The following is a 19,336-nucleotide window of genomic DNA, read 5'->3' as shown; positions in this document are numbered from 1 at the left end:
ATCATCCGGCCTGCGGGTGCGGGCGCCGTTCGATCGTGTTCCGCGCCCGTGCCCACACTTCCTCCGCTTCGAATTCCGCGGCCTGCCAGGAGTCGGTGGCCAGACCGACTCGGCCGCGCCACTTCCGCATGATGTCGGCGTGCACCGGCCAGCGCACGAACCGCCGCATGTCCTGCTCGGTTTCCCACACCGAGATCGAGCCGCCGCGCGACTCCGACGGCCGTGCCCACAACCACAGGCCGACCGCGCCGTGCATCACCGGCCAGTTCCGGCCCAGCCGCATTCCCGTCTTGTAGATCGCCTGGACGTCCTCTTCGGAGGCGGCCAGAAAGTCGGTCACGCTGACGAACACCGGGCCCCGGCTGTCGTGCAGCGGCCCGGCCTGCCAGGGCATCAGCACGGTTCCGTCGGAAAACGGCTGTTCATCCGTGCCGCTGTGCCGGTCGCCGGAACGGTTCTCGCCAGAGTTAGTAAGCATGAGTAGATGATATGCACACGCTTATTGAATTGCCAACCCTTACCTTCTGGTCTTCGCGGCCGGCGGTACATCGAACCCGCACCGTCCCGCGCCTACCACCGGCAGTGCTCCGATTTGTCTATCGATCGACTGGATCCGAGTGGTCGCACAGCGGGCGTCTTGCTGTAGTCGGTCAGAGTCGGCACCATTGCTTCCGTATGCCCCTGACTCCTGATATCGCCCTCGACAGCCTCGACGGTCTATCCGTTGGCGACGCATTGGGCGCCCAGTTCTTCGTGCCCGACCGTTCCCTATCCGACCTTCTCGCCGGGCGCCCGCCGACGGCCCCGTGGCAATGGACCGACGACACCGAGATGGCCTGCTCGGTCTATTCGGAAATTCGCAACCGCAGCTACATAGACCGCGATGCGCTCGCGGCCGTATTCGCCGACCGCTGCGAGCCCTATCGCGGCTACGGTGGCGGCACAGTCGTCGTGCTGCACCAGATACGTGACGGACGCCCCTGGGCCGAGGCCGCAGGCTCATCGTTCGACGGTCGTGGTTCGTGGGGAAACGGAGCCGCGATGCGGGTCGCCCCACTTGGGGCGTACTTCGCCGGGAACCCGGACCGGGCCGCAGCGCAGGCCGCGTTGTCCGCCGAAGTCACCCATCGGCATCCCGAAGCGATCATCGGCGCCATGGCGATCGCCGTCGCGGCGAGCCATGCCGCCGCCACTCGCGAAACTGGCTGTACATCAATGGAGTTGCTATCCGCCGTCGAGCCATACCTGGTCGACGGACTAACCGCGACAGGTGTCCGCCGAGCTCGAAAACTACTGGGCAAGACGGTAGCCGAAGCGGCCTACGAACTCGGCAACGGCGCCCAGGTCAGCGCTCAGGACACGGTGCCGTTCACCTTGTGGGCGGCAGCAACCTATCTCGCCGACTATCCGGCCGCCATCACCGCATGCGTCGAAGCGGGTGGAGATGTGGACACCACAGCAGCGATCGTCGGTGGCATCGTGGCAGCCCACACGGGAATAGGGAATCGAGATCACGTCCGCGGAATACCACAACAGTGGCTGCTCGCGCGTGAGCCTCTTCCTTCGTGGGCGACAAGATAGCCCAGTCCGCGGGCTGAGCACTAATGTCATTCCCCCGCAGGTGCACGCCGCTTGTCCTCGGTCAGCTCAGCCGGTATCCCGAGTCCGGAGACCGCTGGGTTCTGTTGTCGGCACCGGGGTGGTCCGTCTGTTGGCGACCTATGGGGTCACTAGGGCGGCGGCTGGAACGGTTTCCGGAGTGAGGCGTCCGTCGACCATCTGGTAGACGGCGTTCATGCGGTGCAGGTGGGTGCGGTCGTGGGTGACCAGGAGGGTGGCGGCCTCGTGTTCGTGGGCGACGGACAGGATCAGGTCGATCACCGCGGCGCCGCGTTCGGTGTCCAGTGCGCTGGTGGGTTCGTCGATCACCAGGAGGGACGGTGCGTTCATCAGGGCGCGGGCGATGTTCACTCGTTGCCGTTGACCGCCGGACAGTTGCGCGGGGCGCTTGTCTCGCTGGTCGGCGAGCCCGACCGAGTCCAGTAGTGCCAGTGCGCGTTCGCGGGTCGTGCGGCGGTGTCGGCGTGACGTGATGATCCGCTGCCCGAGATGCGCCATCGCCTCGAGTTGCTCGACGGCGGTGAGTGCCGGGATCAGGTTCGGTTGTTGGAAGACGATGCCGATCGACGAGCGACGCAGTGCGGCGGCTTCGCGACGGGTCACGTCAGCGAGATCGATTGTGTCCCGGGGCGTTACGAGACGGATGCGCCCGGATTCCGGGCGGATCAGAGTGGCTGTCACAGCTAGCAGGCTGGACTTGCCGGAGCCGGACGGGCCGGTGATGGCGGCGATCTCGCCGCCGCGGACCCGCAGGTTCACTCGGTCCAGGGCGGTGAGCCGGCCGGTGCCGTCGGGGTAGGTGAGCGTCACGTCCGCGAGGGTGAGCGTGGTGGGGGATGTCATCGGAACTCCGTGCTGAGGGCGGTCGGGCGGTTCGGGTGCGCTGATGAGGCGATCCGGGTGCGGCGGTTGGCGATCGTGCCGTGCGGAGGCCTGCGGTTCAGCGGCCCGCGCCGAGCGCGGTGAGCGGGTCGGCGGTGAGCAGGAAGCGCAGGGCGAACGCCGCGCCGAGCAAGCCGAGCAGGATCAGCGCGAGCGAGGGAAGCAGCGTGGTGGCCGGGCTCAGCACGAACGGCACCGCGTCGCCGAGCAATGTCGCCGCGGCGACGGTGATCCCGAGGCCGGTCGCGATACCGGCCGTGAGCACGGTGGCGGCTTGGACGAGTGCGTCGCGGACGAGCGACCCCGAAGTCGCCCCCAGCGCTTTCAGTGTGGCGATGTCGGGCATCCGCTGAATCGTCCACACGGTGAAGAACGCGCCGATCACCAGCGCGGAGATGGCGAACAGCAGGGCGGTCATCAGGGTGAGCGAGCCGTTTTCGGCCTGGTAGGAGCCGATCGCCGAGCGCGCTCCCGACAAGTCGGTGGTCCGGGTGTGTGCGGTGGTGTTCACCGCTTCCGGATCGGTCGCCCCCGACACCGCGAGCACGGTGGCCGCGCCGGAACGAGGGTTGAGCGCCTGCCAGTCGGCGAGCGTCATCCAGACCGCGGGCGTATGGCTGTACCAGTCGTCGCCACGCACGGCGGACACGACGAACGCGCGGCCGCCGATCACCACGGAACCGCCGGGCGCGGCACCGAGATCGGCGGCCGCGCCGGTACTGAGCAGCACCGTGCCCGCATCGGTCGCCGGGTGGTTGCCGAATGCCGTGTCCGTGCCGAACAGGGCGACCTGCGCGGGGGCGGAGCCGTCACTGTTCGCTTTGCCGCGGGCGATGCCCACCGGTGTCACGCCGCGGGCGGCGGCGCGCCAAGTCGCGATCTGTTCTCCGGTCAGCATGGACCCGTCGAACGAGGGAGCGCCGCCGGTGTCGGCGAAGACGACGGTATCGCCGGGCAACGACTCGACGGCCGAGACGTTCTGGTGCGCGAGCCCGGCCGTTAGCCCGCTGAGGAAGCTCACCAGCACCGCCACCAGCGTGACGACGAGTGTGATCAGTGCGAACCGGCCGCGGGCGGCGCGGAGGTCTCGGAGTGCGACGAACATGTCTCCACCCTCACGCCGCGCCGGGCCGTTTCCATCGCGCCGGGGGAGGAAGCGCGGATGAGCGAAAGTCGGCGGCGGTTTTCCACCTTTCGATGGATGCCCCGGCGATAGCCGTACATAAGCTGACACCGTGCACTCGTCCCCGTTGACCCCGGTTTTCACCACGTTGCGGCTCGGTCTGCACGTGCTGATGACCGGTTTGGCGGTAGTGGTCGCCGTGCGCGCGGTGCTGCCCGGCGCGGCACATCCGGCCGCGACCGTCGGTCTCGCCGCGGCCTTCCTCGTGATCTATTTCGCGGGTGCGGGGTTCGCGGGGAAACGGCGCGCGATTCCGGTGTGGCTCGGTGCGCTGACGGCCCTGTGGCTCGGGCTGGCCGTACTCGCGCCGGACGCGGGTTATCTCGCGTTCGGCCTGTTCTTCCTGTACCTGCACCTGCTGCCGCGCCCATGGAATCTCTGCGCCGTGGCCGCCGCGACCGCCGTGGCGGTAGTCGGCTTCGGCCTGCATCGGGGCTGGTCGGTGGCCGGTGTGGTCGGCCCGGTCATCGGAGCCGCCGTCGCGGTCGGGATCGGGCTCGGTTATCAGGCGTTGTTCCGCGAGGCCGCGGAACGACAGCGACTGATCGACGAATTGCTCAGCACCAGAGCGATACTGGCCGAGCGGGAACGCACGGCGGGCAAGCTCGCCGAGCGGGAGCGGCTGGCCGCCGAGATCCACGACACGGTCGCGCAGGGGCTGAGTTCCATTCAACTGCTGCTGCACGCGGCCGAGCGGGAAGCGCCGGATCACCCCGCGCTGCAACGGATCCGGCTGGCCAGGGAGGCGGCCGCGGAAAACCTCGCCGAGACCAGGCGACTCATCGCCGAACTGGCTCCCGCCGCGCTGGAGGGACAGTCACTGGCCGAGGCGCTGGAGCGGATCACTCAGCGCGCCGCCGCGCCCGGGTTGAATACCAGGTTCGTTGTGGAGGGTCCGCCGGAGCGACTGCCCATGCCGATCGAGGCCGCGCTGGTCCGGATCGCGCAAGGCGCGGTCTCGAACGTGATCCGGCACGCCGGTGCGGGCCGGATGCGCGTGACGCTCACGTATGCGGACGACGCGATCCATCTCGACGTGGTCGACGACGGTGTCGGCATCGCTCCCGAAGTACTCGAGCGCAGCCCGTCGGGATCGTTCGGGCTGGCCGCCATGCGATCGCGGGTACACGAGCAGGGCGGAGTCATGGCGGTCGAGTCCGAGCCGGGGCACACGGCAGTCACCGTGTCCTTTCCGCTCGACACTGTCTCGGGTTGCGCCGAACTCGAAGCGGGCGAACATGGCGCGGTGCCGCTCGCCATGGCACATCGGCCGCGCACGGAACCGGCCCGGACGGAATCAACTGCCTCGGACCCGGTCGGGCCGGTGTCCGGCAGTCAAGGCGGGCCCGAGACCGGTCCGCCCGGCCAGGGCGGAACGGACACCCGAGGCACGGACTCGCGCGACCTCGGCGCGGAGGGTTCCGAGTGATCCGCCTGCTGCTCGCCGATGACCACGCGATCGTCCGCGCCGGATTGCGCGCGCTGCTGGACGTCGCCGACGACATCACCGTCGTCGGCGAGGCGGCCACCGCGGAGGCCGCCGTCGCGTTCTGCGCGACCACGCCGGTCGACCTCGTGCTGATGGACCTGAGTTTCGGGTCCGGCCGGTCGGGAGTCGAGGCGACCGCGCGGCTGCGTGAGTTGCCGAGCCCGCCGAACGTTCTCGTGGTCACCAACTACGACACCGACGCCGACATCCTCGGCGCGGTCGAGGCCGGCGCGTGCGGCTACATCCTCAAGGACACACCGCCCGGCGAATTGCTCTCCGCGGTGCGGTCGGCCGCGGCGGGCGACAGCGTGCTCTCGCCCGCGGTCGCGTCCAAGTTGATGACCAGGGTGCGCCGCGCCGACACCACGCTGAGCAGGCGCGAGATCGAGGTATTGCGGCTGGTGTCCGACGGTCGGTCCAACCGCGAGATCGCCAAACAGTTGTTCCTCAGCGAGACCACCGTCAAGTCCCACTTGGTGCATATCTACGGAAAACTCGGCGTGCGCTCGCGTACCTCCGCGGTGGCGCGGGCCCGCGAGCGCGGCATGCTGTGACGCGGACGCGCGCAGGAACGGCCGTTCTTCACCGGCTCCGAAGCTCCGCCGATCGACTACTGTGACCGACATCGGATTTTCTATCTTCGGGGGTTTCACATGCTGATCTGGGGCTGGCAGAAGCGTATCCACACGCTCGCCATGATCACCTTGATCTGCGGCCGCTGCGGCAATCCCGCCGCGCACGCGCTGCGCAAGCTCGTCACGAAGTTCACGCTCTTCTTCATTCCGCTCTTCCCGCTCAGCACCAAGCATCACCTGGAGTGCACGTGGTGCGGCGCATCGTCACCGGTCGCCGGACCGCAGGTGCCCGACCTCCTCGCCCGCGCGAACGCCGAGAGCATGGGCCCCGCCCAGTACCAGCAGCCCGCCGCGGGCGGCCCCAACGCCCAGTGGCCCCAGCAGTCCGCTCCCCACCCCAACTCCAACTGGCAGCGCTGACGAAAGTCCACCGGAGACAGCCAGTGAGTCGGCAGTCCGGCACGGTGCGCGCTGATCGCCTTCCACCGCGGTCGATACCGCCGCAACGAGTGAATCGCGCGACCGAACTCAGCCGAACGGAGCCGATCGAACCAACCGAGCCGAGCTGTCGGGAGTCACCACCTAGGGTGAGCGGATGGCCTCTCTTTCCGATCCCGAAGTGCGCGAGTTTCTGACCCATGGCACCCGCACCGGCAAGGTGGCGTTCGTGACGGCTGACGGCAGGCCGATGGTGACGCCGGTGTGGTTCATCGTCGACGGCGACGAACTGGTGTTCAACACCGGCAAGTCCACCGCGAAGGGCAAGGCGTTCGCCCGGGACGGCCGCGTCTCGGTGTGCGTCGACCTGGAGGAACCGCCCTACGCGTCGGTCCAGTTGCGGGGCACGGTGACGCTCTCGGAAGACCCGGACGAACTGCTGCGCACCGCCACCGAGATCGGCGGCCGTTACATGGGCGCCGACCGTGCCGAGGAATTCGGCAAGCGCAACGGCGTCCCCGGCGAACTCGTCGTCCGCCTTCGCCCCGAGAAGGTGATCGCCCACTTCGACGCCACCGCCTGAGCGGGGGTCAATACACTCGCGCGCATGACCGTGCACTTCATCGGGGCCGGGCCGGGCGCGGCCGATTTGTTGACGGTGCGCGCGGTCGAGTTGCTCCGCGCGTCGCCGGTGTGCCTGTACGCGGGGACCTATCTGGATCCCGGCGTGCTGGCGCACTGCGCGCCGGACGCCGAACTGGTCGATACCCAGCGCTTGGACCTCGACCAGATCACCGAGCGTCTGGTGCGCGCGGACCGGGCCGGACAGGACGTGGCCCGCCTGTGCTCGGGCGACCCGTCGCTGTATTCGGCGCTGACCGAGCAGACCCGCAGGCTGGACGCGCACGGGGTGCCGTGGGATGTCACACCGGGCGTGCCCGCCTATGCCGCCGCGGCGGCGGTGCTCGGTGCGGAGTTGACCGTGCCGGAGCTGGTCCAGTCGGTCGTGCTGACCCGGGCGCAGGCCCGCTCCACCGCGATGCCCGAGTCCGAAGCGCTGGCGAATTTCGCCGCCACCGGCGCCACCCTCGCGCTGCACCTGGCCGTCACTCGCACCCGCGCGACGGCCGCCGAACTGGCCGCCGAGTACGGCCCGGACTGCCCGGTCGCTGTCGTCTACCGCGCCAGCCAGCCCGAGCAATTGATCCTGCGTGGGACCCTGGCCGACATCGCCGACCAGGTCGAGGCCGCCGGACTGCGGCAGGCCGCGGTGATCCTGGTTGGCCGCGCGCTCACGCCGGCGGTGTCGTGCGCGGAATCCCACCTCTACGACCCGGCGCGGGTGCGCGGGTCGTGACGGCGGGTGCCATAGGCGGCCGCCTCCCGCGGCGCGAAAGCGCCGGTTTGGGGCGGGGGTGACGCATGTGAGAACCGCAACATCCCCCTGGCAAACCTCTTACGCCCTACCTACCTGCGTTGATGTGCAGCGGCTATGACGATTGGTTGGTCGGCTGCCGGGGGCGACGGTAGATTGATCCGGTGATTCGCAAAGAAGGTCCCGGCGGAGCCGGTCGGTGGGTGCTGGGCACGGGCGAGCCCATGTAACGAGCCCGGCCGGTTGGACAGATAGTTCAATTGAACATTTTTGCCTGATTTGATGTGAGAACTGAACCTGGAGACGCAGGCGCCACGCTCGGATAGGTGGAGCGCCCTCTCCGGGTGTGGTCGGGGAGCGCTTGCGTGGTGTTCCGGAAGCGAGGTTACGGTTGGACCGGCTGGATTTCGGCGGAAACGGCGAAACTGGTAGCGAACGGGCACACGCTGCGTCTGGGGTAGCACCCGAGGTGTCGGGTGCGTTCCCGTTGTCTCCCGCTCAGCTGGGCATCTGGTACGCGCAGCACGTCGACCCGCAGGTGCCGGTCACGATCGCGCAGTACGTCGACCTGCACGGTGAGCTGGATGTCGATGTGCTCGAGCGGGCCAGCATCGACGCGTCGCACGAGTTGGGTTCCGGGTTCCTGCGGATCGTCGAGCGCGATGGCGAGCCGCTGCAGTTCGTCGACCACTCGATCGCCGATTACGACAAGGTGGTGTACGTCGATCTACGCGGCGAGGCCGATCCGGCCGCCGCCGCGATGGCGTGGATGCGCGCGGAGTACAGCCGTCCGTTCGACCTGCTGAACGACCGGTTGATCAAGGTCGCGGCGCTGCAGCTGGCCGACGATCATTGGTACTGGTATTCCCGCTCGCATCACGTCGCGCTCGATGGCTTCGGCGCGATGACCTATGTGAATCGCATCGCTGAGCTCTACACCGCCTACGTCGACGGGGTCGAACCGGCTGTTTCCAAGGCGACCGACCTGCACACGCTGTATGAGCAGGAGATCGCCTATCGGGAGAGTTCCCGCTTCGCCTCCGACAAGGAGTATTGGGCGCAGCGGGTGGCGGGGCTGGAGGAAGGCACCAGCCTGACCGGCCGTTCCGCGCCGCCCGCCGCGATCAACGGCATCGCCAGCGCCGCGCTGTCGGACGAGCAGAACACCCTGCTGGACGCGGCGGTCGCGCGGCACGATTCCTCGCCCGCCGGTCTGCTGCTGGCCGGTTTCGCCGCGTATCTGGCGCAGTGGAACGGCGTCGAGGACGTCATTCTCAGCCTGCCGGTGACCGCGCGCACCACCGCGGCGATGCGCCGCTCGGGCGGCGTGTCGTCGAACATCGTGCCGCTGCGGCTGCACGTGGGCCACGACACGACGGTGTCGGAGCTGCTCAAGCAGGTGGCGGTCGAGGTGTCCGGCGCGTTGCGGCACCAGCGGTACCGGCACGAGGACATCCGCCGCGACGCGGCCGGTGACGGTGTGGTGACCACGGAGTTCTTCGGGCCGTGGGTCAACATCATGCTGTTCGGTGACGAGATCGCGCTCGGCCCGATGGTCGGGCAGCTCAGCGTGCTGTCGACCGGCAGCATCGAGGATCTCGGCGTCAACTTCTATCAATCGGTCGCGGGCACGCGTTCGCATATCGACTTCGAGACCAATCCCAACCTCTATACCGAGGACGAGGCGCGCAGCCACCACGGCCGCTTCCTGGAGTTCTTCGATCGTTTCCTGGCCGCCGAGGCGGACGCAACCGTGTGGGGCCTTCCGGTCGCCACCGTCGAGGAGCGCGAGCGGACGCTGCTGGAGTGGAACGACTCGGAGCAGGACGTTCCGCAGACCACGCTCGCGGCGCTGCTGGACGCGCAGATGTCGCGGACGCCGGACAACATCGCCCTCGACTTCGAGGGCGCGACGCTCACCTACGCGGAGTTCGACGCACGGGTCAACCGGTTGGCCCGTTTCCTGATCGCCGACGGCGTGGGCCCGGAGTCGCTGGTCGCGCTGGGCATGCGCCGCTCGCTGGAGCTGGTGATCGGCATGCACGCGGTGGTGAAGGCCGGTGGCGCGTACGTGCCGATCGATCCGGATCATCCGGCCGAGCGCACCGCCTACATCCTCGACAGCGCCGCGCCGGTGTGCGTGCTGACGCACTCGGCCGACGAGCTGGAGCTGCCGCAGGCGGTGCGGCGGGTGGAGATCGACACCCTGGACACCTCGGCGTACTCCGCCGACCCGGTGACCGACGCCGACCGCCTGGCGCCGCTGCGTCCGGACAACACCGCCTACGTCATCTACACGTCGGGTTCGACCGGCCGCCCCAAGGGCGTGGCGGTCACCCACCACGCGATCGTCAACCAGCAGCTGTGGATGCTCGACGAGTACCGGCTGACCGCGGAAGACGTGTACCTGCAGAAGACGGCGACCACGTTCGACGTGTCGCTGTGGGGTTACTTCCTGCCGCTGATGGTGGGCGCGAAGCTGGTCATCGCGTCGCCGGACGGGCACCGCGACCCGCTGTACGTGGCGGAGATGATCGCCCGGCACGGCGTCACCGTGACCGACTTCGTCCCGTCCATGCTGACGGTGTTCGTCGCACACGCTACGCAGGCCCAATGCGCGACGCTGCGGGCGGTTTTCGTGATCGGCGAGGCGTTGCCGCCGGAGACCGCGGCGGGCTTCCGCGCCATCACCGACGCGGGGCTGCACAACCTGTACGGCCCGACCGAGGCCGCGGTCTCGGTGACCTACTGGGAGGCGACGGCCGCCGACACGGTGACCGTGCCGATCGGTATCCCGGAGTGGAACGTCCAGGTCTACGTGCTGGATTCGCGGTTGCGCCCGGCCGCGATCGGCGCGCCCGGTGAGCTGTACCTGGGCGGGCGTCAGCTCGCCCGCGGCTACCGCGGCCGTCCCGACTTGACCTCGGATCGCTTCGTCGCGAACCCGCTGTCGAGCACGGGTGAGCGGATGTATCGCACTGGCGACCTGGTGCGCTGGAACGAAGCGGGCACGCTGGAATACATCGGCCGCACCGACTTCCAGGTGAAGTTCCGCGGCCAGCGCATCGAGCTGGGGGAGATCGAGACCGATCTGCTCGCCCACCCCGCGGTCAGCCAGGCCGTCGTGCTGGTGGTGGACACCGCGACCGGTCAGCAGTTGGTGGCCTACGTCGTGCCCGCTCCCGGTCACAGCGTGGAACCGGTGGAGCTGACCAGGTTCGCCGCCGAGCAGCTGCCCAGCTACATGGTGCCCGCGTCGATCATGGTGCTGGACGCCTTCCCGCTCAACACCAGCGGCAAGCTGGACCGCAAGGCGCTGCCGGAGCCGGTGTTCAGCGCCGACGCCGGCGACTTCCGCGCGCCGCGCACCCAGGCCGAGCAGATCGTGGCGGGCATCTTCGCCGACGTGCTCAGCCAGGACCGCGTCGGTATCGACGACAACTTCTTCGACCTGGGCGGCAACTCGCTGGTCGCCACCCAGGTGGTGGCGCGCATCGGCGCCGCGTTCGGCACCCAGATCGGGGTGCGCGCGCTGTTCGAGACCCCGACCGTCGCCGGTATCGCCGCGCGCGCGGAAAACGCCGCGCCCGTGGGCGAATCGCGTCCGCCGCTGGTGGCCCAGCAGCTGCCGGAGCGGGTGCCGCTGTCGCTGGCACAGCAGCGCATGTGGTTCATCAACCAGTTCGACCCGACCGTGCCGACCTACAACCTGCCGTTCGTGGTGCGGTTGCGCGGCCAGGTGGACCTGGAAGCGTTGCAGTCGGCGCTGCTGGACGTGGTCGAGCGGCAGCAGTCGCTGCGCACGATCTTCCCCGAGTCCGGCGACGGCGGCTACCAGCAGGTGCTCCCGGTCGACCAAGTCGATCTGGGCATCGAGGTGCAGCCGATCGACGAGGCCGAACTGCACGGCGCGCTGGCCGAATTCGCCGCGCGCGGCTTCGACGTCTCGACCGAGCTGCCGATCCGGGTGCGGGTCTTCGCGGTCACCGGCGGGCGTGGCAACGGCGCGGCGGACTACGCGCTGGCGTTCGTCGTGCACCACATCGCGGCCGACGGCTTCTCCTTCGGCCCGCTGGCGCGCGACGTGGCCGCCGCCTACCTGTCCCGCAGCGCGGGCGAGGCGCCGAGCTGGGCGCCGCTGCCGGTGCAGTACCAGGACTTCAGCGTGTGGCAGCGCGAGCTGCTCGGCGCGGAATCCGATCCCGCGTCCATGGCGGCGCGCGAGATCGCCTATTGGCGTAGGGCATTGGCGGGTCTGCCGGATCAGCTCGACCTGCCCGCGGACCGCCAGCGCCCGCCGGTGCAGAGCTTCCACGGCAGCCGGGTGAGTTTCGACATCGACGCCGAGTTGCACCGGCGGCTGGTCGCGCTGGCCCGCGCGCAGGGTGTCAGCCTCTTCATGGTCATGCACGCCTCGCTGGCCGTGCTGCTGGCCCGGTTGTCCGGCACCAGCGACATCGCGATCGGCACCCCGGTGGCCGGGCGCGGCGAGCAAGCGCTCGACGACCTGATCGGCATGTTCGTCAACACCCTCGTGCTGCGTTCGGAAGTGGACGGGAGCGAGTCGTTCGCCGAATTCCTCGGCCGCACCAGGGAAACCGATCTCGCCGCGTTCGCGTTCGCGGACGTGCCCTTCGAGCGGCTGGTCGAGGTGCTCAACCCGACCCGCTCGCAGGCGCGGCACCCGCTGTTCCAGGTGATGCTGTCGTTCCAGGAGATGTCGCACGCGACCCTGGAACTGCCCGGGCTCTCGGTCACCGCCGACGAGCTCGAGGTCGACATCGCCAAGTTCGACCTGCAATGGACGGTCACCGAGGAACGCGGCGCGAACGGTGAGCCCGCAGGCATGGGCGCGGTCATCTCCTTCGCCACCGACCTGTTCGACGCGCCCACCGTCGCCGAGTTCGGCCGCCGTTACCTGCGCGTGCTGGAAGCGGCCGTCGCCGCGCCGGGAACCACGGTGCGCGATATCGAGATCCTCGACGAGGCCGAGCGCGCCCGGGTGCTGACCGAGTGGAACCACACCGGGCACGACGTGCCCGCCGCCACCGTGCTCGAGCTGTTCGAAGAGCAGGTGCGGGGCAGGCCGGACGACCCGGCCGTCCTGTTCGACGGCGGCACGCGCGGCGCGGAGGAGTTCGGCGCGCCGATCGAGCTGACCTACGCCGAGTTCGCCGCGCGGGTCAACCGCTTGGCGCGCAAGCTGATCGACGCGGGCGTCGGCCCGGAGACGTTGGTCGCGGTCGGCATCCGCCGCTCGGTGGACATGCTGGTGGCGATCTACGCCACGCTGACCGCCGGTGGCGGCTACGTGCCGATCGACCCCGACCACCCGGCCGAGCGCACCGAATACGTGCTCGACAGCTCGTCTCCGGTGTGCGTGCTCACCACCACCGGCGACAATGTCACCGCCGCCGACATCCCGGTGCTGACGCTGGACACCCTGGACCTGAGCGGATTCGGCGACGAGCCCGTCACCGACGCCGAGCGCCGCGCCCCGCTGCGCGCCGCGAACACCGCCTACGTGCTCTACACCTCCGGCTCCACCGGCCGCCCCAAGGGCGTCGCGGTCAGCCACGCGTCGGTGGTCAACCAGATCGCCTGGATCACCGCCGAATACCGGATCGGACCGGCCGACGTGATCCTGCAGAAGACGCCGGTCACCTTCGACGTGTCGGTGTGGGAGCTGTTCGGCACGCTGGCCGTCGGCGCCCGCATGCTGATCGCCGCGCCGGACGGTCACCGCGATCCGATCTACCTGTCGGAGATCATCGGACGGCACCGGGTCACCATGACCTCGTTCGTGCCGTCCATGCTGTCGGTGTTCGCCGGGTCCGCCGACACCGCCGAATGCGCCTCGCTGCGCGCGGTTCTGGTCGCCGGTGAAGCGCTGCCGCCCGCGACCGTCACCGCGTTCCGGCAGTTCTCCACCGCCGCGGTGCACAACCTGTACGGCCCGACCGAGTTCACCGTGCACGCCACCGCCTGGCAGCTCAACGAGGTCGCGCCCACGTCGGTGCCGATCGGCCGCCCGGTGTGGAACGCGCAGACCTACGTGCTGGACGAGGGCCTGGCCCCGGTTCCGGTCGGTGTGCCCGGCGAGCTGTACCTCGGCGGCGTGCAGACCGCCCGCGGCTACCACGGGCGTCCCGACCTGTCCGCCGAGCGCTTCGTCGCCGACCCGTTCGGCCCGCCCGGCTCCCGCCTGTACCGCACCGGCGACCTGGTGCGCTGGGTGCGTCCGCGCGATCCGGAGGTGGGCAGCGCGGGCGTACTGGAGTACATCGGCCGCACCGACTTCCAGGTGAAGTTCCGCGGTCAGCGCATCGAGCTCGGCGAGATCGAGACCGCCCTGCTCGACCATCCGGCCGTCACCCAGGCCGTGGTGCTGGTCATGGACACCGTCGCGGGCGACCAGCTGGTCGCCTACGTGGTCACCGGCGGCGGTCCCGTCGACCTGGACAGCATCAAGAACGCGCTGCACCGCACGCTGCCCGCGTACATGGTGCCCTCGGCGATCGTAGTGCTCGAGGCGTTCCCGCTGAACGCCTCCGGCAAGCTGGACCGCAAGGCGCTGCCTGCGCCGGTGTTCGAGGTGCGCGAATTCCGCGCTCCGACCACGCCGATCGAGGAGATCGTCGCGCAGATCTTCGGTGAGGTACTCGGTATCTCCCGCGTCGGCGTGGACGACGACTTCTTCGAGCTGGGCGGCAACTCGCTGATCGCCACCCAGGTGGCCTCCCGCCTCGGCATCGCGCTGGACACCAGGGTGCCGGTGCGCATGCTGTTCGAGGCGTCCACGGTCGCGGCGCTGGCCGCGCGGGTGGAGTCGCACGCCGGGGACGGCGCGCGCAAGGCGCTGGTGGCCCGGCACCGTCCCGAGCAGGTGCCGTTGTCGCTGGCGCAGCAGCGCATGTGGTTCCTCAACCGTTTCGACACCTCCTCGGCGGTCAACAACATCCCGGTCGCGATCCGGTTGTCCGGCGATCTGGACATCGCCGCGTTGCAGGTCGCGGTCATCGACGTGATCGACCGGCACGAGTCGCTGCGGACGGTGTTCCCGGAGACCAAGACCGGCCCCGTGCAGGTGGTGCTGGACGCGGCGCAGATCGTGCCGGACCTGACCCCGGTGCGGGTGACCGAGCACAACCTGATCGATCACCTGGTCGAGCTGGCGTCGATGGCGTTCGACGTGACCAGCGAAGTGCCGCTGCACGCCCGGCTGTTCGAGATCAGCGAGACCGAGTACGTGCTGGGCATGGTGGTGCACCACATCTCGGCCGACGGCTGGTCGATGGGCCCGCTGGCCCGTGACGTGATGGTGGCCTACGCCGCGCGCACGTCGTGGGAGGCGCCCGCGTGGTCGGCGCTGCCGGTGCAGTACGCCGACTACGCGCTGTGGCAGCGCGAGGTGCTCGGCTCCGAGGACGACCCGAGTTCGCTGATCGCCAACCAGATCCGGTACTGGACGCGCGAACTGGCCGATCTGCCCGACGAATTGACGCTGCCGTCGGACCGGCCGCGCCCGGCCGTCGCCTCCTACCGCGGCGGCACCTATCCGTTCGTGATCTCCGGCGAGACCCAGCGCGCCCTGATCGAGCTGGGCCGCAGGCACAACGCGTCGCTGTTCATGGTGCTGCACAGCGCGCTGGCGGTCCTGCTCGCCCGCGCCAGCGGCACCAGCGACATCGCCATCGGCACCCCGGTCGCCGGTCGCGGTGAAGCCGCGCTGGACGACCTGATCGGCATGTTCGTCAACACCCTGGTGCTGCGCACCGAGGTGGACGGCGCGATGAGCTTCGCCGACCTGCTCGCCCGCTCCCGCGAAACCGACCTGCACGCCTTCGCGCACGCGGACGTACCGTTCGAGCGCCTGGTCGAGGTGCTCAACCCGGCGCGTTCGCAGGCGCGGCATCCGCTGTTCCAGGTGATGCTGACCTTCCAGAACACCCGGCAGGCCAGCTTGGAACTGCCCGGTCTCTCGGTCAACGGCATCGACTACGACGCCCGGCTGGCCAAGTTCGACCTGCAGCTGACCCTGTCGGAGACGCAGGACGACCACGGCGATTCGGCGGGCATGTCGGCCGAATTCTCCTACGCCCTGGATCTTTTCGACGAGCCGACGGTCGCGGCGTTCGCCCGGCGCCTGGACCGCATCCTCGCGGCCGTGACCGCCGACCCGGACGTCCCGATCGGCGACATCGACCTGCTCGCGTCCGAGGAACGCGCCAGGGTGCTGATCGATTGGAACGACACCGGACATCCGGTGGACCAGGTCGCGACGCTGGTCTCGCTGTTCGACGCGCAGGCGGCGGCGACGCCGGACGCGATCGCGCTGGACTTCGAAGGCGAGCGGCTGACCTACCGCCAGTTCCAGGAGCGGGCCAACCGCATCGCCCGCCAGCTCATCGGCGCGGGAGTGGGCCCGGAATCGCTGGTGGCGCTGGCGCTGCGGCGTTCCACCGAACTGGTCGTCGCGATGTACGCGGTGGTGCAGACCGGCGCGGCCTACGTGCCGCTGGACCCGGATCAGCCCGCCGACCGGATCAACTACATCATCGAGACCGCCCGCCCGCGGATGATCCTGTACCGCTCGGCGGACGGATTCGGCCTCGACCCGCAGCCCGCGGTGACCGCGCTGTCGGTGGAGGGCATCGAGGGCGTGCCCGGGTTCGCCGAGACCAGCGGCGCGCCGATCACGGATGCCGAGCGCACGCGCCCGCTGCGGCCGGAGAACACCGCGTACGTCATCTTCACCTCCGGTTCCACCGGACGCCCGAAGGGTGTGGCGGTCAGCCACGAAGCGATCGTGAACCGGTTGCTGTGGATGCAGCACGAGTACCCGATCGGTCGCGACGACGCGGTGTTGCAGAAGACGCCCGCCACGTTCGACGTGTCGGTGTGGGAGTTCTTCTGGCCGTTGCAGACCGGGGCCAGGCTGGTCGTGGCGCGCCCGGAGGGGCACCGCGACCCGGTGTACCTGTCCCAGATCATCGCCGAGAAGCAGATCACCACGGCGCATTTCGTGCCATCGATGCTCTCGGTCTTCGTCTCCACGCTCGGCAACGAGAACGGCGACGGACTGCCCGCGCCGCGGCTACGGCAGGTCTTCGCCTCCGGTGAGGCGCTGCCCGCGCAGACGGCGCAGCGTCTGCGCGAGCTGACCGGCGCGCGGCTGCACAACTTGTACGGCCCGACCGAGGCCGCCGTCGACGTGACCTACCACGAGGCGACCGAGGCCGACACGGTGTCGGTGCCGATCGGACGCCCGGTGTGGAACACCCGCGTCTTCGTGCTGGACAGCCGCCTGCACCCGGTCGCGCCGGGTGTCGCGGGTGAGCTGTATCTCGCGGGCGATCAGCTGGCGCTCGGCTACCTGGGCCGCTCGGACCTGACCGCCGACCGGTTCGTGGCCAACCCGTACGGCGCGCCGGGGGAGCGGATGTACCGCACCGGTGACCTGGTGGCCTGGACGCCGGACGGCGAACTGGACTACCTGGGCCGCACCGACTTCCAGGTGAAGCTGCGCGGTCTGCGTATCGAGCTGGGCGAGATCGAGGCCGCACTGCTGGCGCAGCCGGGTATCGCGCAATCGGTGGTCGTGCTGCGCTCCGACGCGCACGCGGGCGATCAGCTGGTGGGCTACCTGGTCTGCGAACCGTATGTGGCTGTGGACATCGACGAGGTGAAGTCCGCGCTGGCCGCGGCGCTGCCGGGCTACATGGTCCCGGCCGCGCTGGTCGTGCTGGACGCCTTCCCGGTGAACGCCTCCGGCAAGCTGGACCGCAGGGCGCTGCCCGCTCCGGTGTTCGAGGCCAGGGTGTTCCGCGCGCCCTCGACTCCGATCGAGGAGATCGTCGCGGAGATCTTCGCCGACCTGCTCGGCGTGCCGCGCGTCGGCGTGGACGACGACTTCTTCGAGCTCGGCGGCAACTCGCTGGTCGCCACCCAGGTGACCGCCCGCGTCAGCGCCGCGCTGAACACCGAGGTCGGCGTGCGCGTGTTGTTCGAGGCCCCGACCGTGGGCGCGCTCGCCGCGCGGATCGAGTCGCACGCGGGGAGCGGTGCGCGCCAGGCGCTGACGGCACAGGTGCGTCCCGAGCACCCGCCGCTGTCGCTGGCGCAGCAGCGCATGTGGTTCCTCAACCGCTTCGACATCGGGAGCGCAGCGACCACATCAGGCGCGGCCTCCGCCACCTACAACATCCCGGCCGCGGTGCGGCTGGAAGGCGCGCTGGATCTGGACGCGCTGCGCGGCGCGGTCGCCGACGTGGTCGGACGGCACGAGTCGTTGCGCACCATCTACCCGTCTCGCGACGGCGTGGCCTACCAGCGGGTGTTGAACGCCACCAGGGCGATTCCCGAGCTGGACGTGGTCGAGGTGGCCGAGGGGCAATTGCTCGGCGTGCTCTACGAGTTCGTCGAGCGCGGCTTCGACGTGACCGCCCAGCCGCCGGTGCGCCTGCGCGCCTACCGGCTCGCCCCGGACGACTACGTGCTGGTCGTCGTGGTGCACCACATCGCGGCCGACGGCTTCTCCATGCGTCCGCTGGTGCGCGACCTGATGACCGCTTACGTGGCGCGGACCTCGGCGGCTGAGCCGGGCTGGCCGCCGCTGGCGGTGCAGTACGTGGACTTCGCGCTGTGGCAGCGCGACACGCTCGGCTCCGAGGACGACCCGACCTCGCTGATCTCCGAGCAGCTCGACTACTGGCGCGAGACGCTGGCCGGGCTGCCCGACGAACTGCGCCTGGCCGATCGTCCGCGGCCCGCCGTCGCCTCCTACGGCGCGGGCACCTATCGGTTCCGGGTGCCGGGCGAGCTGATCGAAGACCTGAACCGGGTCGCGCAGACGCACGGCAGCACGCTGTTCATGGTGGTGCACGGCGCCTTCGCCGCGCTGCTGGCGCGGTTGAGCGGCTCCGAGGACATCGCCATCGGCATCCCGGTCGCCGGTCGTGGCGAGCAGGCGCTCGACGATCTGGTCGGCATGTTCGTCAACACCCTGGTGCTGCGCGCCGAGGTGGACACCGCCGAGCCGTTCGCCGATCTGCTCGCCCGGGTCCGCGAACGCGACCTGCAGGCGTTCGCGCACGCGGACGTGCCGTTCGAGCGGCTGGTCGAGGTGCTCAACCCGGCGCGTTCGCAGGCGCGGCACCCGCTGTTCCAGGTGATGCTGTCGTTCCAGAACCTCGGCCGCACCGCGCTGGAACTGCCCGGTCTCACCGTCTCCGAGCTGGGCATCGACCAGCCGACGGCGAAGTTCGACCTGCAGCTCACACTCAGCGAGGTCCCCGGGGCCGAGACGGCGATGGACGCCGAACTCGTCTATGCCACCGACCTGTTCGACGGCGTGTTCGCCGGGACGTTCGCCGAGCGGTTCGTGCGCGTGCTGCACGGCATCGCCGCCGATCCGTCGGTCACCGTCGGCGACATCGACCTGCTCGACGACGCCGAGCGGGCCTTGGTGATCGAGCGCTGGAACGCCACCGAATTCCCGGTCGACGCCGCGCTCACCTCGCCGGTCGGCGACGCCGCCGCGACCCTGGTCTCGCTGTTCGAGGCCCAGGTCGCGCGCACCCCGGACAGTCCAGCGGTGACGTTCGAGGGGACAAGTCCGGCCCACCCGTCGCCCGACCACCACCCCTCACCGAGTCGTGAAACGACGCTGACATATCTCGAGTTCGCCCGCCGGGTGCACCAACTGGCGCGCTGGCTCAAGGTCAACGGCGTCGGCCCGGAATCGTATGTGGCGCTGGGCATGCGCCGCTCGA

9 protein-coding genes and 1 pseudogene are annotated in these 19,336 nt (G+C 69.7%); 7 read left to right on the top strand and 3 right to left on the bottom strand.

Annotated features, from left to right (window positions below):
* Position 1: 1 nt before the first annotated feature.
* Complete coding sequence (locus tag AB0L97_RS03240) at positions 2–478, bottom strand: hypothetical protein (RefSeq protein ID WP_364424888.1); 477 nt, start codon at positions 476–478, stop codon at positions 2–4.
* A gap of 11 nt (positions 479–489) precedes the next feature.
* On the opposite strand from AB0L97_RS03240, the gene AB0L97_RS03235 reads away from it, so the two are divergent.
* Complete coding sequence (locus tag AB0L97_RS03235) at positions 490–1,581, top strand: ADP-ribosylglycohydrolase family protein (RefSeq protein WP_364424887.1); 1,092 nt, start codon at positions 490–492, stop codon at positions 1,579–1,581.
* A 138-nt stretch (positions 1,582–1,719) separates the two neighbouring features.
* On the opposite strand, the gene AB0L97_RS03230 is transcribed toward AB0L97_RS03235, so the two are convergent.
* Together AB0L97_RS03230 and AB0L97_RS03225 are read right to left on the bottom strand one after the other, a co-directional pair.
* Complete coding sequence (locus AB0L97_RS03230; protein WP_364424886.1) at positions 1,720–2,463, bottom strand: ATP-binding cassette domain-containing protein; 744 nt, start codon at positions 2,461–2,463, stop codon at positions 1,720–1,722.
* A gap of 97 nt (positions 2,464–2,560) precedes the next feature.
* A complete protein-coding gene (locus tag AB0L97_RS03225; protein ID WP_364424885.1) occupies positions 2,561–3,607 on the bottom strand; it encodes an ABC transporter permease in 1,047 nt (348 codons plus the stop codon).
* A 130-nt stretch (positions 3,608–3,737) separates the two neighbouring features.
* Between AB0L97_RS03225 and AB0L97_RS03220 the strand changes: the two are divergent.
* The 6 genes and pseudogenes from AB0L97_RS03220 to AB0L97_RS03195 form a co-directional block, all read left to right on the top strand.
* A pseudogene (locus AB0L97_RS03220) lies at positions 3,738–4,886 on the top strand (sensor histidine kinase); the annotation flags it as partial.
* Positions 4,887–5,110: 224 nt separating this feature from the next.
* The gene (locus tag AB0L97_RS03215; RefSeq protein WP_355074768.1) at positions 5,111–5,728 is read left to right on the top strand and encodes a response regulator transcription factor; all 618 of its coding nucleotides are present in this window, start codon (positions 5,111–5,113) and stop codon (positions 5,726–5,728) included.
* Between the two features lie 99 nt (positions 5,729–5,827).
* Positions 5,828–6,169, top strand: coding sequence for a hypothetical protein (locus AB0L97_RS03210; RefSeq protein ID WP_364424884.1), 342 nt, complete (start codon positions 5,828–5,830; stop codon positions 6,167–6,169).
* A 175-nt stretch (positions 6,170–6,344) separates the two neighbouring features.
* A complete protein-coding gene (locus AB0L97_RS03205; protein WP_355074764.1) occupies positions 6,345–6,770 on the top strand; it encodes a PPOX class F420-dependent oxidoreductase in 426 nt (141 codons plus the stop codon).
* Between the two features lie 24 nt (positions 6,771–6,794).
* Positions 6,795–7,544 carry a precorrin-4 C(11)-methyltransferase gene (gene cobM / locus AB0L97_RS03200; RefSeq protein WP_364424883.1) on the top strand — a complete coding sequence of 250 codons (750 nt, stop codon included), beginning with the start codon at positions 6,795–6,797 and terminating at the stop codon, positions 7,542–7,544.
* Positions 7,545–8,049: 505 nt separating this feature from the next.
* On the top strand, positions 8,050–19,336 hold an 11,287-nt coding region (locus AB0L97_RS03195; RefSeq protein WP_364424882.1), incomplete at its 3' end, for an amino acid adenylation domain-containing protein.

This window comes from Nocardia sp. NPDC051911 (assembly GCF_040681035.1).
GTDB classification, from domain to species: domain Bacteria; phylum Actinomycetota; class Actinomycetes; order Mycobacteriales; family Mycobacteriaceae; genus Nocardia; species Nocardia sichangensis.
The sequence above is the reverse complement of the archived record's forward strand: the minus strand, read 5'-3'. Positions and strand labels throughout refer to the sequence as shown.

Excerpts from the sequence above, each read along its gene's own strand:
- AB0L97_RS03240 (WP_364424888.1), bottom strand. The coding sequence starts at position 478 with ATGCTTACTAACTCTGGCGAGAACCGTTCCGGCGACCGGCACAGCGGC.
- AB0L97_RS03235 (WP_364424887.1), top strand. The coding sequence starts at position 490 with ATGCACACGCTTATTGAATTGCCAACCCTTACCTTCTGGTCTTCGCGG.
- AB0L97_RS03230 (WP_364424886.1), bottom strand. The coding sequence starts at position 2,463 with ATGACATCCCCCACCACGCTCACCCTCGCGGACGTGACGCTCACCTAC.
- AB0L97_RS03225 (WP_364424885.1), bottom strand. The coding sequence starts at position 3,607 with ATGTTCGTCGCACTCCGAGACCTCCGCGCCGCCCGCGGCCGGTTCGCA.
- AB0L97_RS03210 (WP_364424884.1), top strand. The coding sequence starts at position 5,828 with ATGCTGATCTGGGGCTGGCAGAAGCGTATCCACACGCTCGCCATGATC.
- AB0L97_RS03205 (WP_355074764.1), top strand. The coding sequence starts at position 6,345 with ATGGCCTCTCTTTCCGATCCCGAAGTGCGCGAGTTTCTGACCCATGGC.
- cobM (WP_364424883.1), top strand. The coding sequence starts at position 6,795 with ATGACCGTGCACTTCATCGGGGCCGGGCCGGGCGCGGCCGATTTGTTG.